The organism is Coprobacter tertius (assembly GCF_024330105.1).
In the GTDB taxonomy this organism is placed as follows: Bacteria; Bacteroidota; Bacteroidia; order Bacteroidales; family Coprobacteraceae; genus Coprobacter; species Coprobacter tertius.
Window position 1 is genome coordinate 53,764 of record NZ_JANDHW010000010.1, and the last position, 18,697, is coordinate 72,460.

At 38.9% G+C, this 18,697-nt stretch carries 12 protein-coding genes; 8 read left to right on the forward strand and 4 right to left on the reverse strand.

All coding sequences use genetic code 11. From position 1 onward, the window contains the following. Window positions 1–502: 502 nt before the first annotated feature. Window positions 503–1,753 (forward strand): hypothetical protein, encoded by a 1,251-nt coding sequence (locus NMU02_RS10455; protein ID WP_255027827.1) that lies wholly within the window; start codon window positions 503–505, stop codon window positions 1,751–1,753. A 78-nt stretch (window positions 1,754–1,831) separates the two neighbouring features. On the opposite strand, the gene NMU02_RS10460 is transcribed toward NMU02_RS10455, so the two are convergent. Next, the gene (locus NMU02_RS10460; RefSeq protein WP_255027828.1) at window positions 1,832–2,725 is read right to left on the reverse strand and encodes a DMT family transporter; all 894 of its coding nucleotides are present in this window, start codon (window positions 2,723–2,725) and stop codon (window positions 1,832–1,834) included. 202 nt (window positions 2,726–2,927) lie between these two features. On the opposite strand from NMU02_RS10460, the gene NMU02_RS10465 reads away from it, so the two are divergent. Continuing rightward, the gene (locus NMU02_RS10465) at window positions 2,928–4,016 is read left to right on the forward strand and encodes a phosphotransferase enzyme family protein (protein ID WP_255027829.1); all 1,089 of its coding nucleotides are present in this window, start codon (window positions 2,928–2,930) and stop codon (window positions 4,014–4,016) included. A gap of 86 nt (window positions 4,017–4,102) precedes the next feature. On the opposite strand, the gene NMU02_RS10470 is transcribed toward NMU02_RS10465, so the two are convergent. The 3 genes from NMU02_RS10470 to NMU02_RS10480 form a co-directional block, all read right to left on the reverse strand. Beyond that, window positions 4,103–4,897 carry an alpha/beta hydrolase gene (locus NMU02_RS10470; RefSeq protein ID WP_255027830.1) on the reverse strand — a complete coding sequence of 265 codons (795 nt, stop codon included), beginning with the start codon at window positions 4,895–4,897 and terminating at the stop codon, window positions 4,103–4,105. A 4-nt stretch (window positions 4,898–4,901) separates the two neighbouring features. Then, window positions 4,902–5,909, reverse strand: coding sequence for a quinone-dependent dihydroorotate dehydrogenase (locus NMU02_RS10475; protein WP_255027831.1), 1,008 nt, complete (start codon window positions 5,907–5,909; stop codon window positions 4,902–4,904). A 149-nt stretch (window positions 5,910–6,058) separates the two neighbouring features. Next, window positions 6,059–8,941 carry a ligand-binding sensor domain-containing protein gene (locus tag NMU02_RS10480; RefSeq protein WP_255027832.1) on the reverse strand — a complete coding sequence of 961 codons (2,883 nt, stop codon included), beginning with the start codon at window positions 8,939–8,941 and terminating at the stop codon, window positions 6,059–6,061. 438 nt (window positions 8,942–9,379) lie between these two features. Between NMU02_RS10480 and NMU02_RS10485 the strand changes: the two genes are divergently transcribed. From NMU02_RS10485 to NMU02_RS10510, 6 genes are all read left to right on the forward strand, one after another. Beyond that, entirely contained in the window at window positions 9,380–9,997 is a 618-nt protein-coding gene (locus NMU02_RS10485) for an RNA polymerase sigma-70 factor (protein WP_255027834.1), read from the forward strand. 117 nt (window positions 9,998–10,114) lie between these two features. Beyond that, on the forward strand, window positions 10,115–11,104 hold the full coding sequence (locus NMU02_RS10490; RefSeq protein WP_255027835.1) for a FecR family protein: 990 nt from the start codon (window positions 10,115–10,117) through the stop codon (window positions 11,102–11,104). Window positions 11,105–11,151: 47 nt separating this feature from the next. Beyond that, the gene (locus NMU02_RS10495; RefSeq protein ID WP_255027836.1) at window positions 11,152–14,376 is read left to right on the forward strand and encodes a TonB-dependent receptor; all 3,225 of its coding nucleotides are present in this window, start codon (window positions 11,152–11,154) and stop codon (window positions 14,374–14,376) included. Window positions 14,377–14,398: 22 nt separating this feature from the next. Then, window positions 14,399–15,865, forward strand: a complete 1,467-nt coding sequence (locus NMU02_RS10500; RefSeq protein ID WP_255027837.1) for a RagB/SusD family nutrient uptake outer membrane protein — start codon at window positions 14,399–14,401, stop codon at window positions 15,863–15,865. Window positions 15,866–15,897: 32 nt separating this feature from the next. Next, complete coding sequence (locus NMU02_RS10505) at window positions 15,898–16,950, forward strand: cadherin repeat domain-containing protein (RefSeq protein WP_255027838.1); 1,053 nt, start codon at window positions 15,898–15,900, stop codon at window positions 16,948–16,950. A gap of 11 nt (window positions 16,951–16,961) precedes the next feature. Then, window positions 16,962–18,677: a DUF4091 domain-containing protein gene (locus tag NMU02_RS10510; RefSeq protein WP_255027839.1), complete on the forward strand. Its 1,716-nt coding sequence runs from the start codon at window positions 16,962–16,964 to the stop codon at window positions 18,675–18,677. Window positions 18,678–18,697: the final 20 nt, after the last annotated feature.

Sequence of the window (18,697 nt, forward strand, 5' to 3'; positions counted from 1 at the left end):
ATTTTCACTCAGAGGTTGTTTATATTTTTATTTATATTTGCGCATTATGATGACGTAAGAATGATTAATATTTATTCTGCATAGGTGTCGTTTTTTAGTATTTAAAATTCTTAAAAAATGAAGATTGAGTTTATACATAACTGTATGATTTAGATACTATATGTTCCCATGCGAATCTTTATTAATCAAAAAATATATTTAGATACCCTTTGCGTTTTATCCAGAAAAAAACGATGTGAATCGAATTAAAAAATACGTGAGTATTCAAGAATTACACCTTTATAATGAATATAATCTCTAAGCAAAGGGTATCTTTTTTATTGTAACATCTTTTCTATTCAGAAAAATTATATCATCCTGTTAAACTTTTTTATTATTTTTAAGTGTACCATGACTATTGGTAATAATGTAAACCGAGATTATCTTTGTGGACTTAAGACAACATTCGTTGTTATTGTATTTATAGAGTAAACTATTGAATGATCGGTGAAAAATAAACGATATGATGAAATATATAAGTGATGAACCTTGTAGTTTAATTAAAAACAGCCTGTCGAGGGTATCTGTTGCTAGAAAAAAGGATGGCATAAAAGTTTTAAGGACCTCTTTTTTTCTTTTCCTTTTTATGTTTGTAGCTATTTTCTCGGTTAAAGGAATAAATGAAGACCGGAAAACATTGATGCAGCATACGGTTCCTGATTATATGGCCGATGATTTGGGTAATTTAATGGTAAAAGGTTCTTGTGGTCAAATACAAACGTTAGATAGTTATGCTCGTTCTCTTTTAAATCGATTATACGGTCGTGAATCGTTCAAAGGACTTTCTGCGACACAGGTACTAATCGGTTTTATGATACATCCTTATTATTGGTTAGATGTACATTTTATTAAAGTACCCGGAAAAGAATTGAGGTCTTTTCTGGAGGCAAAAGAAAAATATTATTCTTATGCCGAATTTTTTGATGAAATGGGGCAATATCATTTATTATTTCCTCTTCAGACTTTGGCTGAAAAGGAACGAAAAGATATGAGTCCTTTGCAAAAGTCGATAATGGTAGCAAGCGACAAGGTTGAAATCTTGAAATTGGTGATGGGGGCGAAATGTTTTCCGATATATCCCACAGATAGCCCAAATAGTAGTTGGGCATCTCCGGGAGACGATTTAACTATTTTTTCTGGACCCGATTCGGTTTTTGCAGCGACTTCCATGATACAGTTTGTAAATAGTGCACGATCGGCGCTTGAAAATAATAAATGGGAAAATACGGTTGAAGTTCTCGGAAATATCGTGGCTTTCCAAAAAGAAAAAACTTCCAAAGATCGAATTTCAACTTTTAAATTGCGATGCGAACGTTTTTATTATAAATCTCATATTGCGTTACTTGTTTCGGTCGGTTATCTGGCGGTGGGGTTATTCCTTTTGTTTTTGTTTATTTTTCGGGATAAAGCATCCGGCCATTTGAATAGCCGTTTTTTCATGATCTCTTTCCGGATAATTGTCGGAATCTTTGTCTTATTTCAATTTGCGGGCATTTTGATAAGATGGTATTCAGGGGCTTATTCGTTGTTTCCAAACGGCTATGACTTGCTTTTTATTGTTAGCGTAGTTTTGGCTGTTTCGGGGCTGTTATTATCGGGAAAATCTACTGTGTATTTTGCTGTTTCATCTTTGCTTTCAGGAGTTATAGTATTGTTGGCAGGCGTACTTTTCCCGGAATATACGCCATTGATTCCTTGCTTGGTTTTTCCTTGAAAGATATAGCTGTAGAATGAGATTATAATATCTTTTTACGTGTAACAATGAATATAAGATAAAAATCGGTTTTGGTTTTTATCTTATAATTTTTTTCCTTGGTTGAGTCTGAAGGATCACGAGAGAAAGAGTAATGACGATGATCCCGCATACCGAATAAATATCGGGATACTCTCCCGGAACGATCAGCCAGCTTAAAATAACTCCGGCTACAGGGACTACGAATTTCCAGACATTTAGTTCCGATACTTTTATTTGCGGTTTTTGTAAAAGGGTATACCAAATAGAGAATCCGGCGGCTGGTATTAAAGCCAGCCATAACCATGCGATATAAAATTCTGCGGTATAGTCTTTTATATGCCAATCTTCAATAAAAAACGATACGGCATACAAAAGAATACCTCCTGTAAAATTCGCAAATGCCGTAAGCATTATGGGAGAAACCCGGTTTCGGTTTTTTGCAACGATAATGTTGGTAGAAGCGCCTACGATATTACTGATCATCAGTAATATGATACCTGTATAAAAAACAAAGTCGGTATGTATTGTCCCGCCTTTGGTGATACTAATAAAAACGATACCGGTAAGGCCGAGTAAAATAGCGAGTGATTTACGCAGAGTCAACTTGTCGTCGGGAATAGTAAAATGTGCCATAAGAGCAACAAACAGGGGACCCCCTCCGATAATAATAGCCGAAATGGCGGCGGGTACTTTATCGAGTCCCATAAAAAAAAGACCATATTGTAAAAAGGTTTGTAAAAATCCGAAAAGAAGCATATAGCGCCATTCTTTCAAATTATTTTTCCAGTCGACTTTACGATAAATCAATAAAGGAATCAATAAAATACCGGCCAAAGTAAAACGCATGCCTGATAGATGTAAAGGAGTGGTATATTCAAATCCTATTTTTGCGCCGGCGAATGCCGAACCCCAGAGAATGCAGGCAATAACGGCCAGTAATTTAGTCTTCATCAGATGTATAAATTTAATACAAAGATAGCCATAAATAGTTTTTATACAGTGTCTCGAGGTTAAAAGATTTTAGTCGGGAAATTTAATATAAGCTATATCTTGTATAATATATACGAGATGTTTTTATCGGTATATTTTGTTTTACCGGATAAAACTTTTTAATTTGCAAGTATTATGTTGATAAATCTTTAAATATTATATCATGAATAAATTACACCGAATTGTTTCTCATTTTTGTATCAGTGGAGTAGTAGATGTCGTAGAGCCTTTGGGTACAGGTCTTATCAATGATACTTATAAAGTTATTACCAGAGGAGAGGATAATGAAAATTATGTTCTGCAAAGGATCAATCACTCTGTTTTTAAAGATGTAAATCTCTTGCAGGAAAATGTTGTGAATGTAACCGAGCATATTCGGAAAAAACTTCAGGAAAGGGGAGAGACGGACATCGACCGGAAAACATTGCGTTTTATTCCGGCCAAAGACGGAAAGATGTATTATTTTGAGGAAGATGAATACTGGCGTGTATCGGTATTGATTCCGAATGCGAAAACGTTTGAGACGGTGAATCCCGAGTTTGCTTATTATACGGGTAAAGCTTTTGGTGATTTTCAATCGATGTTGGTCGATATCCCATATAAACTGGGAGAAACGATTCCTGATTTTCATAATATGGAATTTCGTCTCGATACGTTTATAAAGGCCATTGCGCAAAATAAAGCCGCCCGCTTAACGGAGGTACAATGGATGGTAGATGAGCTATTGTCGAGAGCAAGTGAAATGTGTAAGGCCGAAAAGTTGCATCGGGAAGGAAAGTTACCTAAACGTATTACGCATTGTGATACGAAAGTAAATAACATGTTGTTTGATGAGAATGGAAAAGTTCTTTGTGTTATCGATTTGGATACAACCATGCCGGGATATGTGTTGTCCGATTTCGGAGACTTCATCCGTACGGGGGCGAATACGGGGGCCGAAGATGATGAAAATCTCGATAATGTAAGTATAAATATGGATATTTTCAGAGCATTTGCCAAGGGATATATCGAAAGCGCAAAGTCTTTTTTGCTTCCGGTCGAAATAGAAAATTTACCGTTCGGAGCTAAGTTACTTACTTATATGCAAACTGTTCGTTTTCTTACCGATTATATCGACGGTGATATATATTATAAGATAAAATATCCGACTCATAATTGGGTGCGTTCTCAGGCTCAATTCAGATTATTACAGAGCATCGAAACTCACGAAGCTGAAATGTCCGATTACATAACAAAACTAATTAGTGAATAACTTCCATTAAAAATATTCCGGGAATATCGTCGTAAAGATTTTCCGGAATATTTTAAGATATGTCATTTCTCGATAATTGATAAACTTTATTCAATATTCGAGAGCCATTTTCCAAGTTCGCAAAGCAGTTCCTGTTTATATGGGAATGTATCTTTAAACCCGAAACCATGGCCTCCTGTGGGGTAAATGTGCATACTGGCCGGTATTTTATTCCAAAGCAGGGCATCGTAATAGCAAATACTGTTTTCGGGCGAAACGACCGGGTCATCGGATGCGGCGGTTATAAAGGCTGGTGGGGTTTCTTCGGTAACGTGCAGGTCGGTAGAGTAAGCTCTTACAATTTCTTCAGAAGGAGCATCGCCTAATATCTGCTTGCGGGAATTAAGATGTGTAATACATTTATCCATACTTATAACGGGATAGAGTAGTATCTGAAAATCGGGTCTTGTGTCGGGGGTAAAAAATACGGCGGCCGATGAGGCTATATAGCCTCCGATAGAGGCCCCCATAACTCCGATTTTTCGAATATTCCATTTTTGTTTGTTATCGCCGAGTATGCGTAAACTTTGCAGAATGTCACTCAGCAAAATATCTCCATGTCCGTTTGGCAGACGGTATTTTAATATAGCGAAAGTGATTCCTCGGGAAGTGAACCATTCAGCCATTTCGTGACCTTCATGCGATATCGATATTTTAGTTAGTCCACCTCCGGGACACATAATAATTGCTTTACCGTTCGGATCGGGGGCAGGGTAAACGAGCAACGTGGCAGTCGAAATATTGGCGATGCATCCAGAAACGGGGTTTTCTTCTTCTCCGGTTATTCCGTTATTATTTGGGGCTCCGTCGGGCCATACTTGTAATTCGATATATTTATGCATGATTTTATATTTTTCGTTCATTGTATTTCTTCGTAATCTTTTTTATAATATCGGGTCCGGAATATATGAATGCGGAATAGATTTGTATAAGATCTGCTCCTGCTTCTCTCATTTTTAAGGCGTCTTCCTGATTCATGATTCCTCCGGCTCCGATAATAAGAAAATTTTTTCCCGCCTTATTACGTAAATATTTTACGATGTGTAACGATTTATCGCCTATCCCTCTTCCACTAACTCCCCCCGGGCCTATCTTATCCAGTTCAGAAAGAGTGTAATTTTTTATTTCAGAACGGTCTTGTGTGGGGCCGCAGGCGATTATTCCGTTAAGATTTGTTTCGGCGATAAGCTTTAACACTTTGTCGAGGTCGTTTTCATTCATATCAGCGGGTATTTTCAACAGAACAGGCCGGATACTATTTTGTTCATTCCTGTAATTTTTTAATCCTTCTAACATGAATTGTAGATTTTCGTCTGTAAACGAAGTAAAATTTATCGTAAAATAATCAGCTTTTACCGACAGATTTTTATAGAGTAAAATGATATCGCGTGCGGCATCCTGCTTTTCCGATGCGGGATCTTTGTTTATATTAATACCTAAAACATATGGTCTGTCTGCTTTGTCTATACGTTGGTTCAATATTTTATATCCCGGGTTGTTGAATCCTGTTCGCGAAATGATAGATTCGTATTTTGGAAGGCGAAAAATACGAGGTGACGCATTTCCTGTTTGGGGGGAAGGAGTAATGGTACCGATTTCGATAAATCCGAATCCGAAATCGGCCAATTTGTCGTAAATCTCTCCTGTTTTATCGAATCCGGCCGATAAACCGATTCTGTTTGTGAATGTAAGCCCGTTGGAAATGAATAAATCGAGTGGCGCTTTATAATGATTACGTACGTATGTACGAATAAAGGATAGATTTTCGTATGTTTTTAATCCTTTAATTAACAGATTGTGCATTTTTTCCGGTTCTATTTTAAATAACAATGGCTTGATGATCGATTTATACATAATATTTAGAATATGATTGTTGTATATTTTTTTAAACAGATACAAATCTATCGAATTCAGAAAGAATAATCCAGATATAAATTTTTATAGGCTATAATCAGAGGTTATAATTATAGAGCTTTCGGGGTTTTTCGTAAAAAAATAGCGAGTTAATCCTGTAGTTTTTCAAGGTATTCTGCCGGAGTAATTCCGGTGAGATCTTTAAATACTCTGTAAAAAGAAGTTTTCGAATTAAAACCGCATTCTTCTCCGATAGCCACAAGAGTAATATCTTTATAGGCCGGATCTTTTAGTTTTTCTTTTACGGCTTTTACACGATAATAATTTATAAAATCGTTAAACCCTTTTCCGATATAATCTTTCAAAATCGATGCCAGTTGCAATTCCGTTAATTTCAGTGTTGCGGCAAGTTGGGCTTTATTTAATCGTTTATTTAAATAGATATGCTTTTCTTCCATAAGTACAAAAAGCTCATCGATGATTTTTTGTGTTTTTTCGTCAGGAGTTTTTAAGAATGCAGAGTCTGTTATTTTTTGTTTTCGTATTCCGGTTTTATTTTTTATTCTTATCCGGTTGTATTTTTTATAAAATTTCGGGTATTTAAGGTTCAGCAAATAAAAAGTCGAAAGTAAAGCGATAAAAATAACCAGCGATATAAGCATAATAGTTGTCCATATCGAGGTTACTTCTATCAGAAGTACATTCTCGGGATTACTCCATTTCCCATTCACGTTAGAACCCTTTAGAACCAAAGTATATTTACCCGCAGGAAGTTTCGGCAGGGTAAATTTATTTTTTCCCAGACCTACCCAGTTCCAAATGGTATCATAAGGTATTATCTTGTATTGAAAACGGTTTCTCCATTCTTTTATATATGAATAATTCGAGAAGGAAATAGAATAATTCTGATCCGACGTATTGATATTAAGGCATGGTAGCCCGTTTTTTATCGGCAGTTTCCTGATGTTTAGATATTTGTTGTTCTTGGAGATATTCAGGATCGAGGGGATTGATGTGAAAGATGAGGGATTCTGTGATTCGGAATCGATCATATTAAAGCCGTTATTGCCGCCGAAAAAAAGGAATGCCCCGATTTTAGCTTTTACCTGATAATTGAATATATTGCTTTGCAAACCGTCAGATTCTGAAAATCGGATAATATCTTTATTCTTTAAATTGAGTTTGAGGATTCCTTGTTCTGTACCTAACCAGATGATGCCGCGATCGTCTTGTATTGCCGATAATACAGAACCATTGATGATATTATTGATATAGGTGTCTTGTTCGAACTTGTTTTTCTCCGGATCGAAAAAAGTGATGCCCGATGCTGTTGCAAATAGAATTCTGCCGTCGTTCAATTCTATTATGTCCCATACTATATTATCGGGTAAATCTCCGTTTGTATTTTTGTAATCATAGAGTTCGGTATCCGTTGTTTCCGGATTATAGCGACCGACCCCTCCCTGATAAAAAACCATCCATATTTTATTCTGTGAATCTTCGAACAAAACTTTTATATTGGTAAAAATATCTTTTTTGTCATTGTTTTCCGAAACTGGAATGTGTCTGAATTTTCCCGTCTTGTTATCAAACCGGTATAGCCCTTTATCGAGTATCCCGAACCATATATCTCCTTGGTTTGTTTCCAGCATAGTATATATATTTTCAAGGGGAATATTTTTTTCGGAGCTGAAATTGAAAAATTCTGAAATGCCTGTTTTCGTATCCAATTTGAATAATCCGGTGTCGGTACCTACCAGTAACATTTTATCCTGCGTAAGTAATCCAGTGTTTATGTAGCTTGGTAATTGCCCTTCGTTACCTCTAAGTTGAAAATGACTGAATGTTTGCGTATTCAGATCGTAGCGATCTATGTCCGATTTGCCCGATCCTATCCATAAAATATTTCCGGTAGTATCAGCCTGAATAAACGAAAGGTTGTTATACTTCAGAGAATTATTGTCGCCGGGTATATTCCTGTAGATGGGAAAGTCGGGTTCATCGTTTATTTTGCAGATACCTTTTGAAGTCCCTGTCCAGATTGCTCCCGAACGGTCTTTATACAGGCACCGTACATCGTTGCTGGGTAAACTTCTGTCATTTTCGGGTATATTTTTAATTCGACTTATATGTTGATTGCTTCTGTCATATTGTATAAGGCCGTTATCGGATCCTAACAGAAGAGATCGGTCGCCGTCGTCGGTAATAGACGAGATGAGTCCACTGATGCCGTATTTATTATAATTCTCAAATATATTCTCACTTCTTTGATAGCGGGCTAACCCGTTGTTTGTCGTAACCCATAAATTTCCGAATCGATCTTCATAGATATCTTCGATAAAATTACTGGGAAGTCCGTTTCCCTGGCCGAGTATGTGCCGGTAGTGAGATCGAGAGTTATCTTTGAGGTTTATCATAACGATTCCGTTTCCTTCGGTGCCTATCCAAAGTAATCCCAGTTTATCGAAATATATTTTTTTTGCGATACGTTCGCTTTTTGTCGCTTCCTTAAATTCGGTATGATAGGCGAAATGGGTAAAAAGTTCGAGATTGTTCCGGGATTCGTTATAAACAAAAATTCCGTTACGCGTGCCTAAAAATATTTTTTTATCGGGAGAGAGTGCGATGCTGTAGATTACATTACTTTTATTTCTCAACTTGTCTTTATCGGGATACAACTGGTCGATCGTTTCTTTCTTTTTGTTATAGATGTAAACACCCAAAGGAGTCCCGAACCATATATTATCGTGACTATCGCTTTGTATGCAATAGATACGTTTCGACAGTCCTCCTTTTTCCATATTCTCAGGAACTGGCAGATTTGTTATTTTATATCCATCGTAATAAGAAATCCAGTCGTTGGTACCTATCCAAATAAGTCCTTGTTGATCTTGAGTAATGCATCGTACCGATTTTGAAGGCAGTTCCCGGTTAAATCTGAATTGTTCCATCTTATATTCCGAAGCCTTCGAAAGAAGGGTCCCCAGAATAAGAATTAGGGTTATTATAACGATTTTTCCGTTCGAATTCATGAATAAAACTTTAAAAATTTGTTACAAGCGGTTTGCTTCTTCGATTTATTAAAGTATATAAATGTCCGACATCGATTCAATATACGATAATAATAAAACATGTACTATTTACAAATATAGTATTTTTATTTAGGAAAAAGGAACGTTTATTTATTTTCATATAAATAACGTGTAAACCGGTAATCGTAAGTTTTTTATGGATAAACATTTTATTTGCTGGTAAAGTTCGGGTTTTGTAAAGCGGGAAAAAGGATTTCGGGTATTACAATATGAGTATGTATCGTTATTATTTAAAATCCTGGGAGGTATATTTTCATGTAGAAAAGAGACGATAATATACAGGTTTCGATAAATTAATCGAAATATTAAAAAATATTATAATATATTGCGGTCTGTTTTTAGTTTTATAAATTGCGCACTCTATTAATAAATTGATTTATGACAGATTTCTCGAATGATATCGAATTACTGAAAGAAATACGATTGGGAAATGAAATGGCATTCTCTTATCTCTTCCGGTATTATTATCCGCGATTGCGAGGATATGCCTCTCGTTTTATAGATGATGAAGAAACGGTGCGTGATATTATTCAGGAATGTTTTCTTAAACTTTGGGAAAAGCGGGAGATCCTTTCCGCCATATCGGTAACCTCATTGCTTTTTGCGATGGTGCGTAACGGGTGTATTAATTATTTGAAGCATGTTTCGGTAGTCGAGAAGCATCGTATCGAGTATTTAGCTCGAATCGATGGTGAAGAACGACTCTATTATGCCGATTTTGTTTTCGATCCAGACAATAATTTGTTGTATAATGAATTGCAGGATCAGATAAAGTTGGTAATAGGGCAATTACCCGGGCGTTGCCGTGAGGTATTTTTACTGAGTCGTTTTAGCGGGTTGAAAAATAAAGAAATTGCTGAAAAGTTACAGATATCGTTAACAGCTGTCGAAAAGCATATTACTAAAGCGCTTTGTATTTTTTCTAAACATTTTAAAGATAAATATCCTGTCGATATATATATAATAATTATAGCCTGGTTAATTTACGGTAAATAAAAAGGAATATATAACGAGGCAAACGTGGCGAAGCAGAAATTTTATTTTCTGCTTTTTTTTATTTCCTGGGTTGGGTAAGAGGATAGTAAGCTGTTACATCATATAGAGGATTAAATTATGAAAGAGGATATAAATGTTCGTAATATAGCCATACAGTATTTTAACGGTAACATCTCGGCTGCCGATGAGGCACAGTTATATGTTTTTGTGAACGGTTCGGAAAAGAATCTTTTGCAATTTCGTTTGTGGGAGAAAGAATGGAAACAAACAAATACCGGTAATGAGCTTGTACAAGATGAATGGAAACAGTTGCGTCGCAGAATGCGTATACAAGCTGCCGTTGTACCACTGGTATCGTCTCCCCGGTTATTTAGTTGGAGGGTAATAGCTGCTATAGTCGTGCTTATTATACTTACAATGGGTGGAACATGGGAAATCAGCGAATCATATTTCCTGCGTAATCAGGATCGGATGGCTGTTTTCGAGGCACCGTATGGGGAAAAAAGTAAAGTAACGCTTGTCGACGGAACAGTCGTATGGCTTAATTCAGGGTCTATCCTGAAATATTCGGCACAATATGGCAAGCGGGGGCGTTTGGTTGAGTTAGTTGGAGAAGGCTATTTCGACGTGGCAAAGAAAGAAAACCAAACTTTCATGGTGAAAACTCGGGGATATGATATTGTTGTTAAAGGTACAAAATTCGATGTATCGGCTTATCCCGAAGATGCATATGTAACGACTACGCTTATAGAAGGATCTGTTTGTGTGCAATACAAAAACCGGGAGATAGGTATGAAGCCGGGCGAGTCGGTAAAACTCCATGTGAGTTCAGGGGAAATTACACGTTTGCAGGTAGATGCGGTTAAATCGAGGGCATGGTCTGAAAACCGGGTCGAATTCGATGATATAACACTGAAAGAACTGGCGGCTCGTCTTTCCCGGCAATATGATGTGAATATACGTGTAAAATCTGAAAAGATAGGGAATTTGAGGTTTAGCGTATCCCTTCGGAATCGGGAGACCATAGATGAAGTAATGGAGGCTTTGCAAAAAATTATTCCGATTAAAGTAGAACGCAGAGGGAAAGAAATATATATCGAAACATAAATATTTACAGTAATAATTAACTAAATCTGAAAAACATGGGAAACCGAATGAAATTTTTATGGCTTTTCCTTTTATTTCTGTTTTGTGGAGGTTCGCTGATTCTTCATGCTCAGACAGTTACGAAAAACTTCAAAGAAAATACGTTGAAGTCGGTTTTGAAAGAAGTGGAACATCAAACCGGTTTGTCTGTCATTTATAAAACCGATGAGGTAGATGTAAACAAAAAAATTACCGGAAGTTTCAACAATACTCCCGTACTGGAGATGTTATCGAAAATTCTGGAAAATGATCTCGAAGTGAGTCTGCAGGATAAGATAATCGTTATCTCAAGAAAAAGAATCCCTGAAGAAGCTGTATTAAAGAAAACGATTGTTGGCAGAGTGATAGATGAGAACGGAGAACCGGTGATTGGAGCCAGTGTGGTGGTGAAGGGAACGGCTATAGGTACAGTTACCGGTATAGATGGACAATATGAACTGAAAAATGTTCCGGAAGACGGAACAATAACATTTTCGTATATCGGGTATAAAAGTCAGGATATACCGGCTCATAACGGCAAGTTGACTCGTATCGTATTACAAGAAGATACGAAGATGATCGATGAAGTAGTTGTTGTAGGTTATGGAGTGCAGCGGAAAAGTGATATTACTGGAGCTGTATCTTCGGTAAAAGCTTCCGAGCTTTTATCGGCTCCCAGTTCCAGTACTGCCCAAGCCCTGCAAGGCAGAGTCGCCGGCGTTGTGGTACAAAACTCGAGCGGAGATCCTTCGGGAAATACGACGATAAGAATACGTGGGGCTAATTCATTAACATACGGTAACGACCCGCTGATTATTATAGACGGTGTACAGGATGGCAATATCGGCAGCCTGAATCCTAACCAGATAGAATCTATAGAAGTTCTTAAAGATGCGGCCGCATTATCAGTTTACGGTTCTCGTGGGGCCAACGGAGTAATTCTCGTAACAACAAAAAACGGGACTTCGGGTAAAATGAATGTTTCGTATAATGCTTTCGTCTCATTCGATCAGGTACGAAAGACCTTACCGAGCCTGAACGCAAAAGAATATGCCGGATTAATGCGGGATGCACAGATAGAGAACGGTATAAAGCCGATTTTTACACCCGAGCAGATTGCGGTTATGGGAGACGGTGTCGACTGGCAGGATGAGATTTTCAGGAACGCCATTTCCAATACGCATAATCTCAGTGTCAGCGGAGGGAAGGAAGCTGTTTCTTATTATATATCGGGAGGGTATACCAATAAAGAAGGTATAGTATTGAATACCGATTTCAAGCAATATACTCTCCGGGCTAACTTGAAGATAAAAGCGACGTCCCGTCTTAACTTGACCTTAAATACATTTACATCTTATGATGAGTCTCATAATGGAGAGGTCGAGATGGCCATCCGTTCGGCACTGCAATGGTCTCCCACAAAACCGGTTTATGATAATGATGGAAATTATACCCTACCCGGCGGCGGAGTGGGACCGGTATCGTTGTATAACCCTGTCGGATATGCAAAAGAAATTGTAAACGAAAATTCTGATGCGTCGTTCAGTACTTCGCTGACTGGAGAGTATAAATTCTGGGATTTTTTAAAATTTTCGTCTCTTTTTTCTTTTAAGACCAATAGTAAATCGTCGGGATATTTTAATAATCAGGTAATTAATAAAGGCCCTATAGAAGATGTGAGCGGGAGTAAAACCCAGTCGAGGTATATCGCTCTTCAAAGTACCAGTATACTTTCTTTCGATAAAGAGTTCGGAAAACATAATGTACAATTTACCGGAGTGTATGAAGTGTTAAAAGACAATTATCAGAGTACATCGGCCTCGGCTTTGGGAATTCCGGTGGGAATGGGCTATAACGGGTTGCAGTTCGGCTCTATTTTACAGCAACCTTGGGTCGAATATTCTTCGAGTGCCATGCAATCGTTTATGGGCCGTGTAAATTATAGCTATGATAAACGTTATATGTTTTCGGCATCTCTTCGTTATGACGGTGCCAGTCAGTTAGCTCCCGGTCATAAATACGATAAGTTTTCTGCATTTTCCGTCGGTTGGAATCTCATGGAAGAATCGTTTATGAAAAAATGGAGAAATATCGTTCCCGAGTTTAAACTTCGCGCCAGTTACGGAACAGTGGGAAATGCAGCCGTTCCCGCTTACTCTTCCCAATTGAAATTTACGCCGGGACTTGACGCTAACAATAATCCGACGTTGACGATTTCTCAGTTAAGCAATAAAGATCTTAAGTGGGAACGCACCCGCGAATTGAATATCGGTATCGATGCCCGCATATGGGGTGGAAGGCTGGGGCTTTCATTAGATTATTACGATAAAAAGACCACTGATCTGCTGATGTGGCAGAAAGTACCGAGTGCTTTGGGAGTAGAGGATATTCTAACCAATGTAGGTTCGGTTGCCAATAAAGGTTTCGATTTCTCGATCGGAGGAGTTCCGGTCGCTACGAAAAATTTCAAGTGGGATGTTAATTATACATTGAACCTGAATAGAAATAAGATATTGGAGCTAGACGGGCTGAATAATACGCTGGTAACGAAAACAGCCGATTATCCCGGTTTGGTCGGTTCGTTTGTTCAGATGGTCGGTCAGCCGATGGGGACATTTCTCGGCTATACGTATGCAGGAGTCTGGAAACAAAGCGAAGTTACATCTGCCGCCTTGTATGGAGCGAAGCCTGGAGATGCGAAATATGTAGATTTGAATAAAGACGGAAAGATCGATAAAAATGATATAGGTATTATCGGTAATGCGCAGCCCGAATGGAGTTTCGGTGTAAATAATACATTTACTTTCCGGGATTTCGACTTGAATATTTTTTGGCAGGGCGTTTATGGAAATGATATATACAATCAGAACCGGGTACGCCGAGAGTCTTATTCTTCCGATGCTTTTCCCACCAGTCCTGTAATGAAACGGCATTGGACCCCTCAGAATGAGACGGATATACCCGCATTTTCGGGAAAAGAACTGGTGAATTCTTCCCGTTGGGTCGAAAAGGGCGACTATTGGCGTTTAAAAAATATAACGCTGGGATACCGGATACCATCGAAATGGTTATCGAAGGCTTATATCGCTAATGCTCGCATTTATGTAAGCGCAGACAACCTGTGGATAATAACCGGATATACCGGATACGACCCTGAAGCGAGTATGGGAAAGGATGCAGACGCATTAGGTGTCGACAGAGGTATTTATCCTTTGCCTAAAAGTTTTTTGGTAGGCGTTGACATCACTTTTTAATAACCGTAAATACATAGCAATTATGAATATCATAAATATAAAGAAAAGTTTCGTTGCTGTTCTTACTGTATTATTGCTTTCAGGTTGTGTCGACCTCAACGAAGATCTTACCGGACAACCGACTCCCGATAAGTTTTTTCAGACGCTGACCGATTTCGACAGTTTTATTTCGGGAGCATATACCCCTCTTGTTATTCTATACGGTACCGATGTCCCTTATGTCGCTGGCGCAGGTGCTGAGGATATTTTTACACCGGTAGTTCGCTGGAAAGGATTTGAAGAGGCCGATATAAACGATGTGGGTAACCCTGATGAAATAACGAATGAACTCTGGAATGCGTATTATTCGAGTATCAGTTCGTGTAACACGATGATACAGATAATTAAGGGAAATACAAAATTTCAGCCAGAGCAATTAAATCCCATCGAAGGAGAAGCTTTGTTTCTGAGAGCTTTCAATTATTTTCAACTGGTGCGATGGTTCGGAGAAGTTCCTTTGTTGCTCGAAGATAATCAGCAAAATGCGGCAACGGAACCGCAGGTTTCGGTATCGGTTCTGTATGATCAGATAGAAAATGACCTGAAAGCAGCGGAAACGATGTTGCCTATAAAACAAAATGATGTAAGCCGACCCACTCGTTGGGCGGCCAAGGCACTGCTGGCTAAGGTGTATCTCGCCAGAGCCGGTTTTCCTTTGAATGAAACGGCATATTACGCCAAAGCGCGGGATAAAGCCTGGGAAGTGATAGAAAACGATAAAATATATTCTTTGGAGAACAAATTTTTCGATTTATGGCTATGGGAAAATAGGATGACCAATACCGAATTTATATTTACATTTTATGCCAGTTCTTCTAATGGAACAGGTGGGTATGTAAACCGTGCCGTACGTCCGTCGGATGCGGTAGAAGGGGGTTGGGGCGATTTTACCGGTGACAAGCGTTTTCTCGAAAAATTTCCCAAGGGGGATGAAAGCAGAGTAGAAGGGACTTTTTATTTGACATTAAGTGACGGTACTCCCTGGGAAAAATCCTATGCCGCTCAACCCTATGTGGGTAAACTCAGGGATGGTGGAAGTAAAAGCGGGGGATATTACGGACAGCCTACATCGGATAAAGCCGACGGATTTTATTGTATGCTGCGTTACTCGGATTTATTATTGATATATGCCGAATCGGCTAACTTGGCCGAGGGAGCACCCTCGGAAAGAGCCTATGACGCTATAAACAAAGTTCGTAGACGAGCCGGTCTGACCGATTTGTCGGGGCTCACTACGACACAGTTCGATCATGCGGTGTTGGATGAGCGAAACTGGGAATTGGCTTTCGAATGCAATCGATGGTTCGATCTTTGCCGTCGTCATATCCTGAAAGAAACGATAAAAAATTATTATCCCGATACGAATATCGACGATCACAATTATCTTTTACCGAAACCTATCGCCCAGTTGACGATCATGACGGGCGTAAGACAGAATCCCGGATATTGATTTTAATGCTAATATTAAAAGAATAAAATAGTATGAAAAAAGAAATATATTTATTCGTTATCTTATTAACGGTTACCATCGGTATAATTTCATGTAACGATGATGGATATCCCGATAATCCGACGATTGTTTCCCCTTTGTCGGGATTGATACTGACGGTAAACGGTGAAGATTATACCGCCGTACCGCAATTGCTGGAGAACGGGTCTTTGAGCCGTACTTATATTTTATCGGTGAAAAAACCGGCGACGACAGCTGTTGTAAAATACATCAGTGTGGCCGATGCGGGTACTTCCGTAAATATATCGGTCGGCAGTACAGTGACTTTTGTCGATAACAAATTCCAGATAGTTTTATCTAAGGAAGACCGCAAAGAAACGTATGATATAGAAATGGTTTATAATCCTCCTCCTTTTCTGTATGTCGTAAAATCGGGCGATAAAGATAAATCGGGAAACAAGTATTATTTAGATACGGAGAAAGCACCTCGAATAGCTTCTGCTGATTATGACGATAAGTATGAAGGCTATATCGATCTCACGAAAACAGACTGGGATAATATCGGCCTTGTTCAATCCGATAAGGGAAATTATTTCGATGTAAGCGCGGGGCTATCCGGTTCACAATCTTTCGGTTCCTTTACGCTGGTTATGAAAGAATCTCCCGGTACAGGATATTTTCCCTGTGACGGACCGTGGGGAAACTGGAAAACTACAGCCGATAATTCGGATATTGTTTCTCCGGGCATTTGGAAAATCGATTTCGATGCCGCTACCAACCAGATGACATTACTCGAAACGCAATGGGCAATAACCGGTTCGGCAACAAGCTCTTTAAAGGCTATGACTTATATAGCTGAAAGCGGGAAATGGAGTCTCACCACTGAATTGTCGGAGGGGAGTATCAAATTTACGACGATTCCCGTAAATTCAGATGATCCTGTTATCGTTTACGGAGTATCAGACGGGCTTTCGAAATTATCGGAAGATGGAGGCGAAATAATGGTTGAGGCTGCCGGCACTTATACGGTGGAAATGGATTTAAGCCAATCTCCTTTTTATGACTATACTTTAATTAAAAATTAACTGCAGAGATCATGAAACTACAATTATCTACCCTGGGTATTTTGTTTTTACTGATTTTTAGTTCGATTGCCTGCACAGATAAAAAGCCCGAGAACGAAAGTGACAGTCTTTTACCGCCCGATACGCCAGTGACATCTGTACTGAAAGGTTCCTTTGAAAGTAAATTTATACGTTATGAGAAGGGGCGTAAATTTGCCGGACAAACATCCGAATCGCTGGTAACGACGGTATGGAACGATACTGTTTGGCAAAACGACAGAGTACATAAACAGATTGTATTATGGACCGAGGAGAAGAGATACGACAATCTTACTTATGAGGTTTCTGATCTTATCGGCGGTAAGGGTAGCATACCGTCATCGAGGGTACGCCTTCGTTTCCCTTCATATATAACCGGAGATACCGAAGCGCTTACCTGCGGAGAATATACGGTGCGTCATTCGGCGCAGATTGCCGATGCCCTGTCTGAATCGACAGTAAAAACGCTCACCGAATCAGATCCAGTAAAGATATGGGTGACAATAGATATTCCCCCGGAAACCGTTCCCGGGGAATACTCTGGTACGCTTACCGTGAAGTCCGACGGTGAAGAGCAGCAGATATTCACGATTAAGTTACTGGTAGTAAACCACTGTTTACCGCCGGTTTCCGAATGGTCTTTCCATCTCGATCTGTGGCAATTTCCGTTTCAGTTGGCGAGCCTTTGTATGAAAGACGGTAAACCCATCCAGCCATTCTCTGATGAATATTTTACGCTGGTAAAACCTTATTACGAGTTGTTGGCCGATGCGGGACAGAGCGCCATAACCACTTATATTAAAGATGGCGCTTTCGATAAAGGACAGACTATGGTTAAATGGACCCGGAACGGAAATGATACTTGGAGTTTCGATTATACCGATTTCGATCGATTTGTAGAAAAAATGATGACATGGGGGATTACGCGGCAAATCGATTGTTTTTCTCTGGTGGGTTGGGATACTTCTATCGGGTATTTTGATGCTTCGGGTGCGAAAAAAACACTCGGGTTAAAAGTGGGAAGCGATGAGTATAATACGGTGTGGACAGTGTTTCTGGATTCTTTCAGATCGCATTTAAAAAACAAGGGCTGGTTCGATAAAGCGGTATTGTATATGGATGAAATCAAGGAGGAAGAAATGAGGGCTGTCGTTTCGCTTATTACGAATCATGATAAGGAATGGAAGATCGGATTAGCGGGTAGTGATGTCTCTTCGGATATAGAAAATGTTCTCTATGATTATAGCAGTTTATTGGGACATGATCCTGAAACGAGAACCCCGGTATCTACTTTTTATACCAGTTGTGCCCAAAGTTTTCCTAATAATTTTGTCACTCTTCAGACAAATCCCGCGGAAATGGCCTGGATGGCTTGGTATGCAAAAGCCAAAGGTTTTGACGGATATTTACGTTGGGCGTATGATTATTGGACTAAGACAGATCCTAAAAACATACAGGACCGGTCTAACGCATCCGGTGACTTTAATATGATATACCGTTCGGGAAATACATATAACAGTACTCCGGTATCGAGTATCCGTTTCGAATTGTTGCGGGAAGGAATACAGGATTATGAGAAAATGCGCATATTATCCGACAACCGTATAAATCCGGCTGTTCAGAAGTTTGTCTCTACCTCGGGAAATAATGCAATGAAGCTGGTTATGGAAGCCGAGTATTTGCTGAAAAAACTTTCGACCGGGCAATAAGGGCAAATATTTATTAGAAA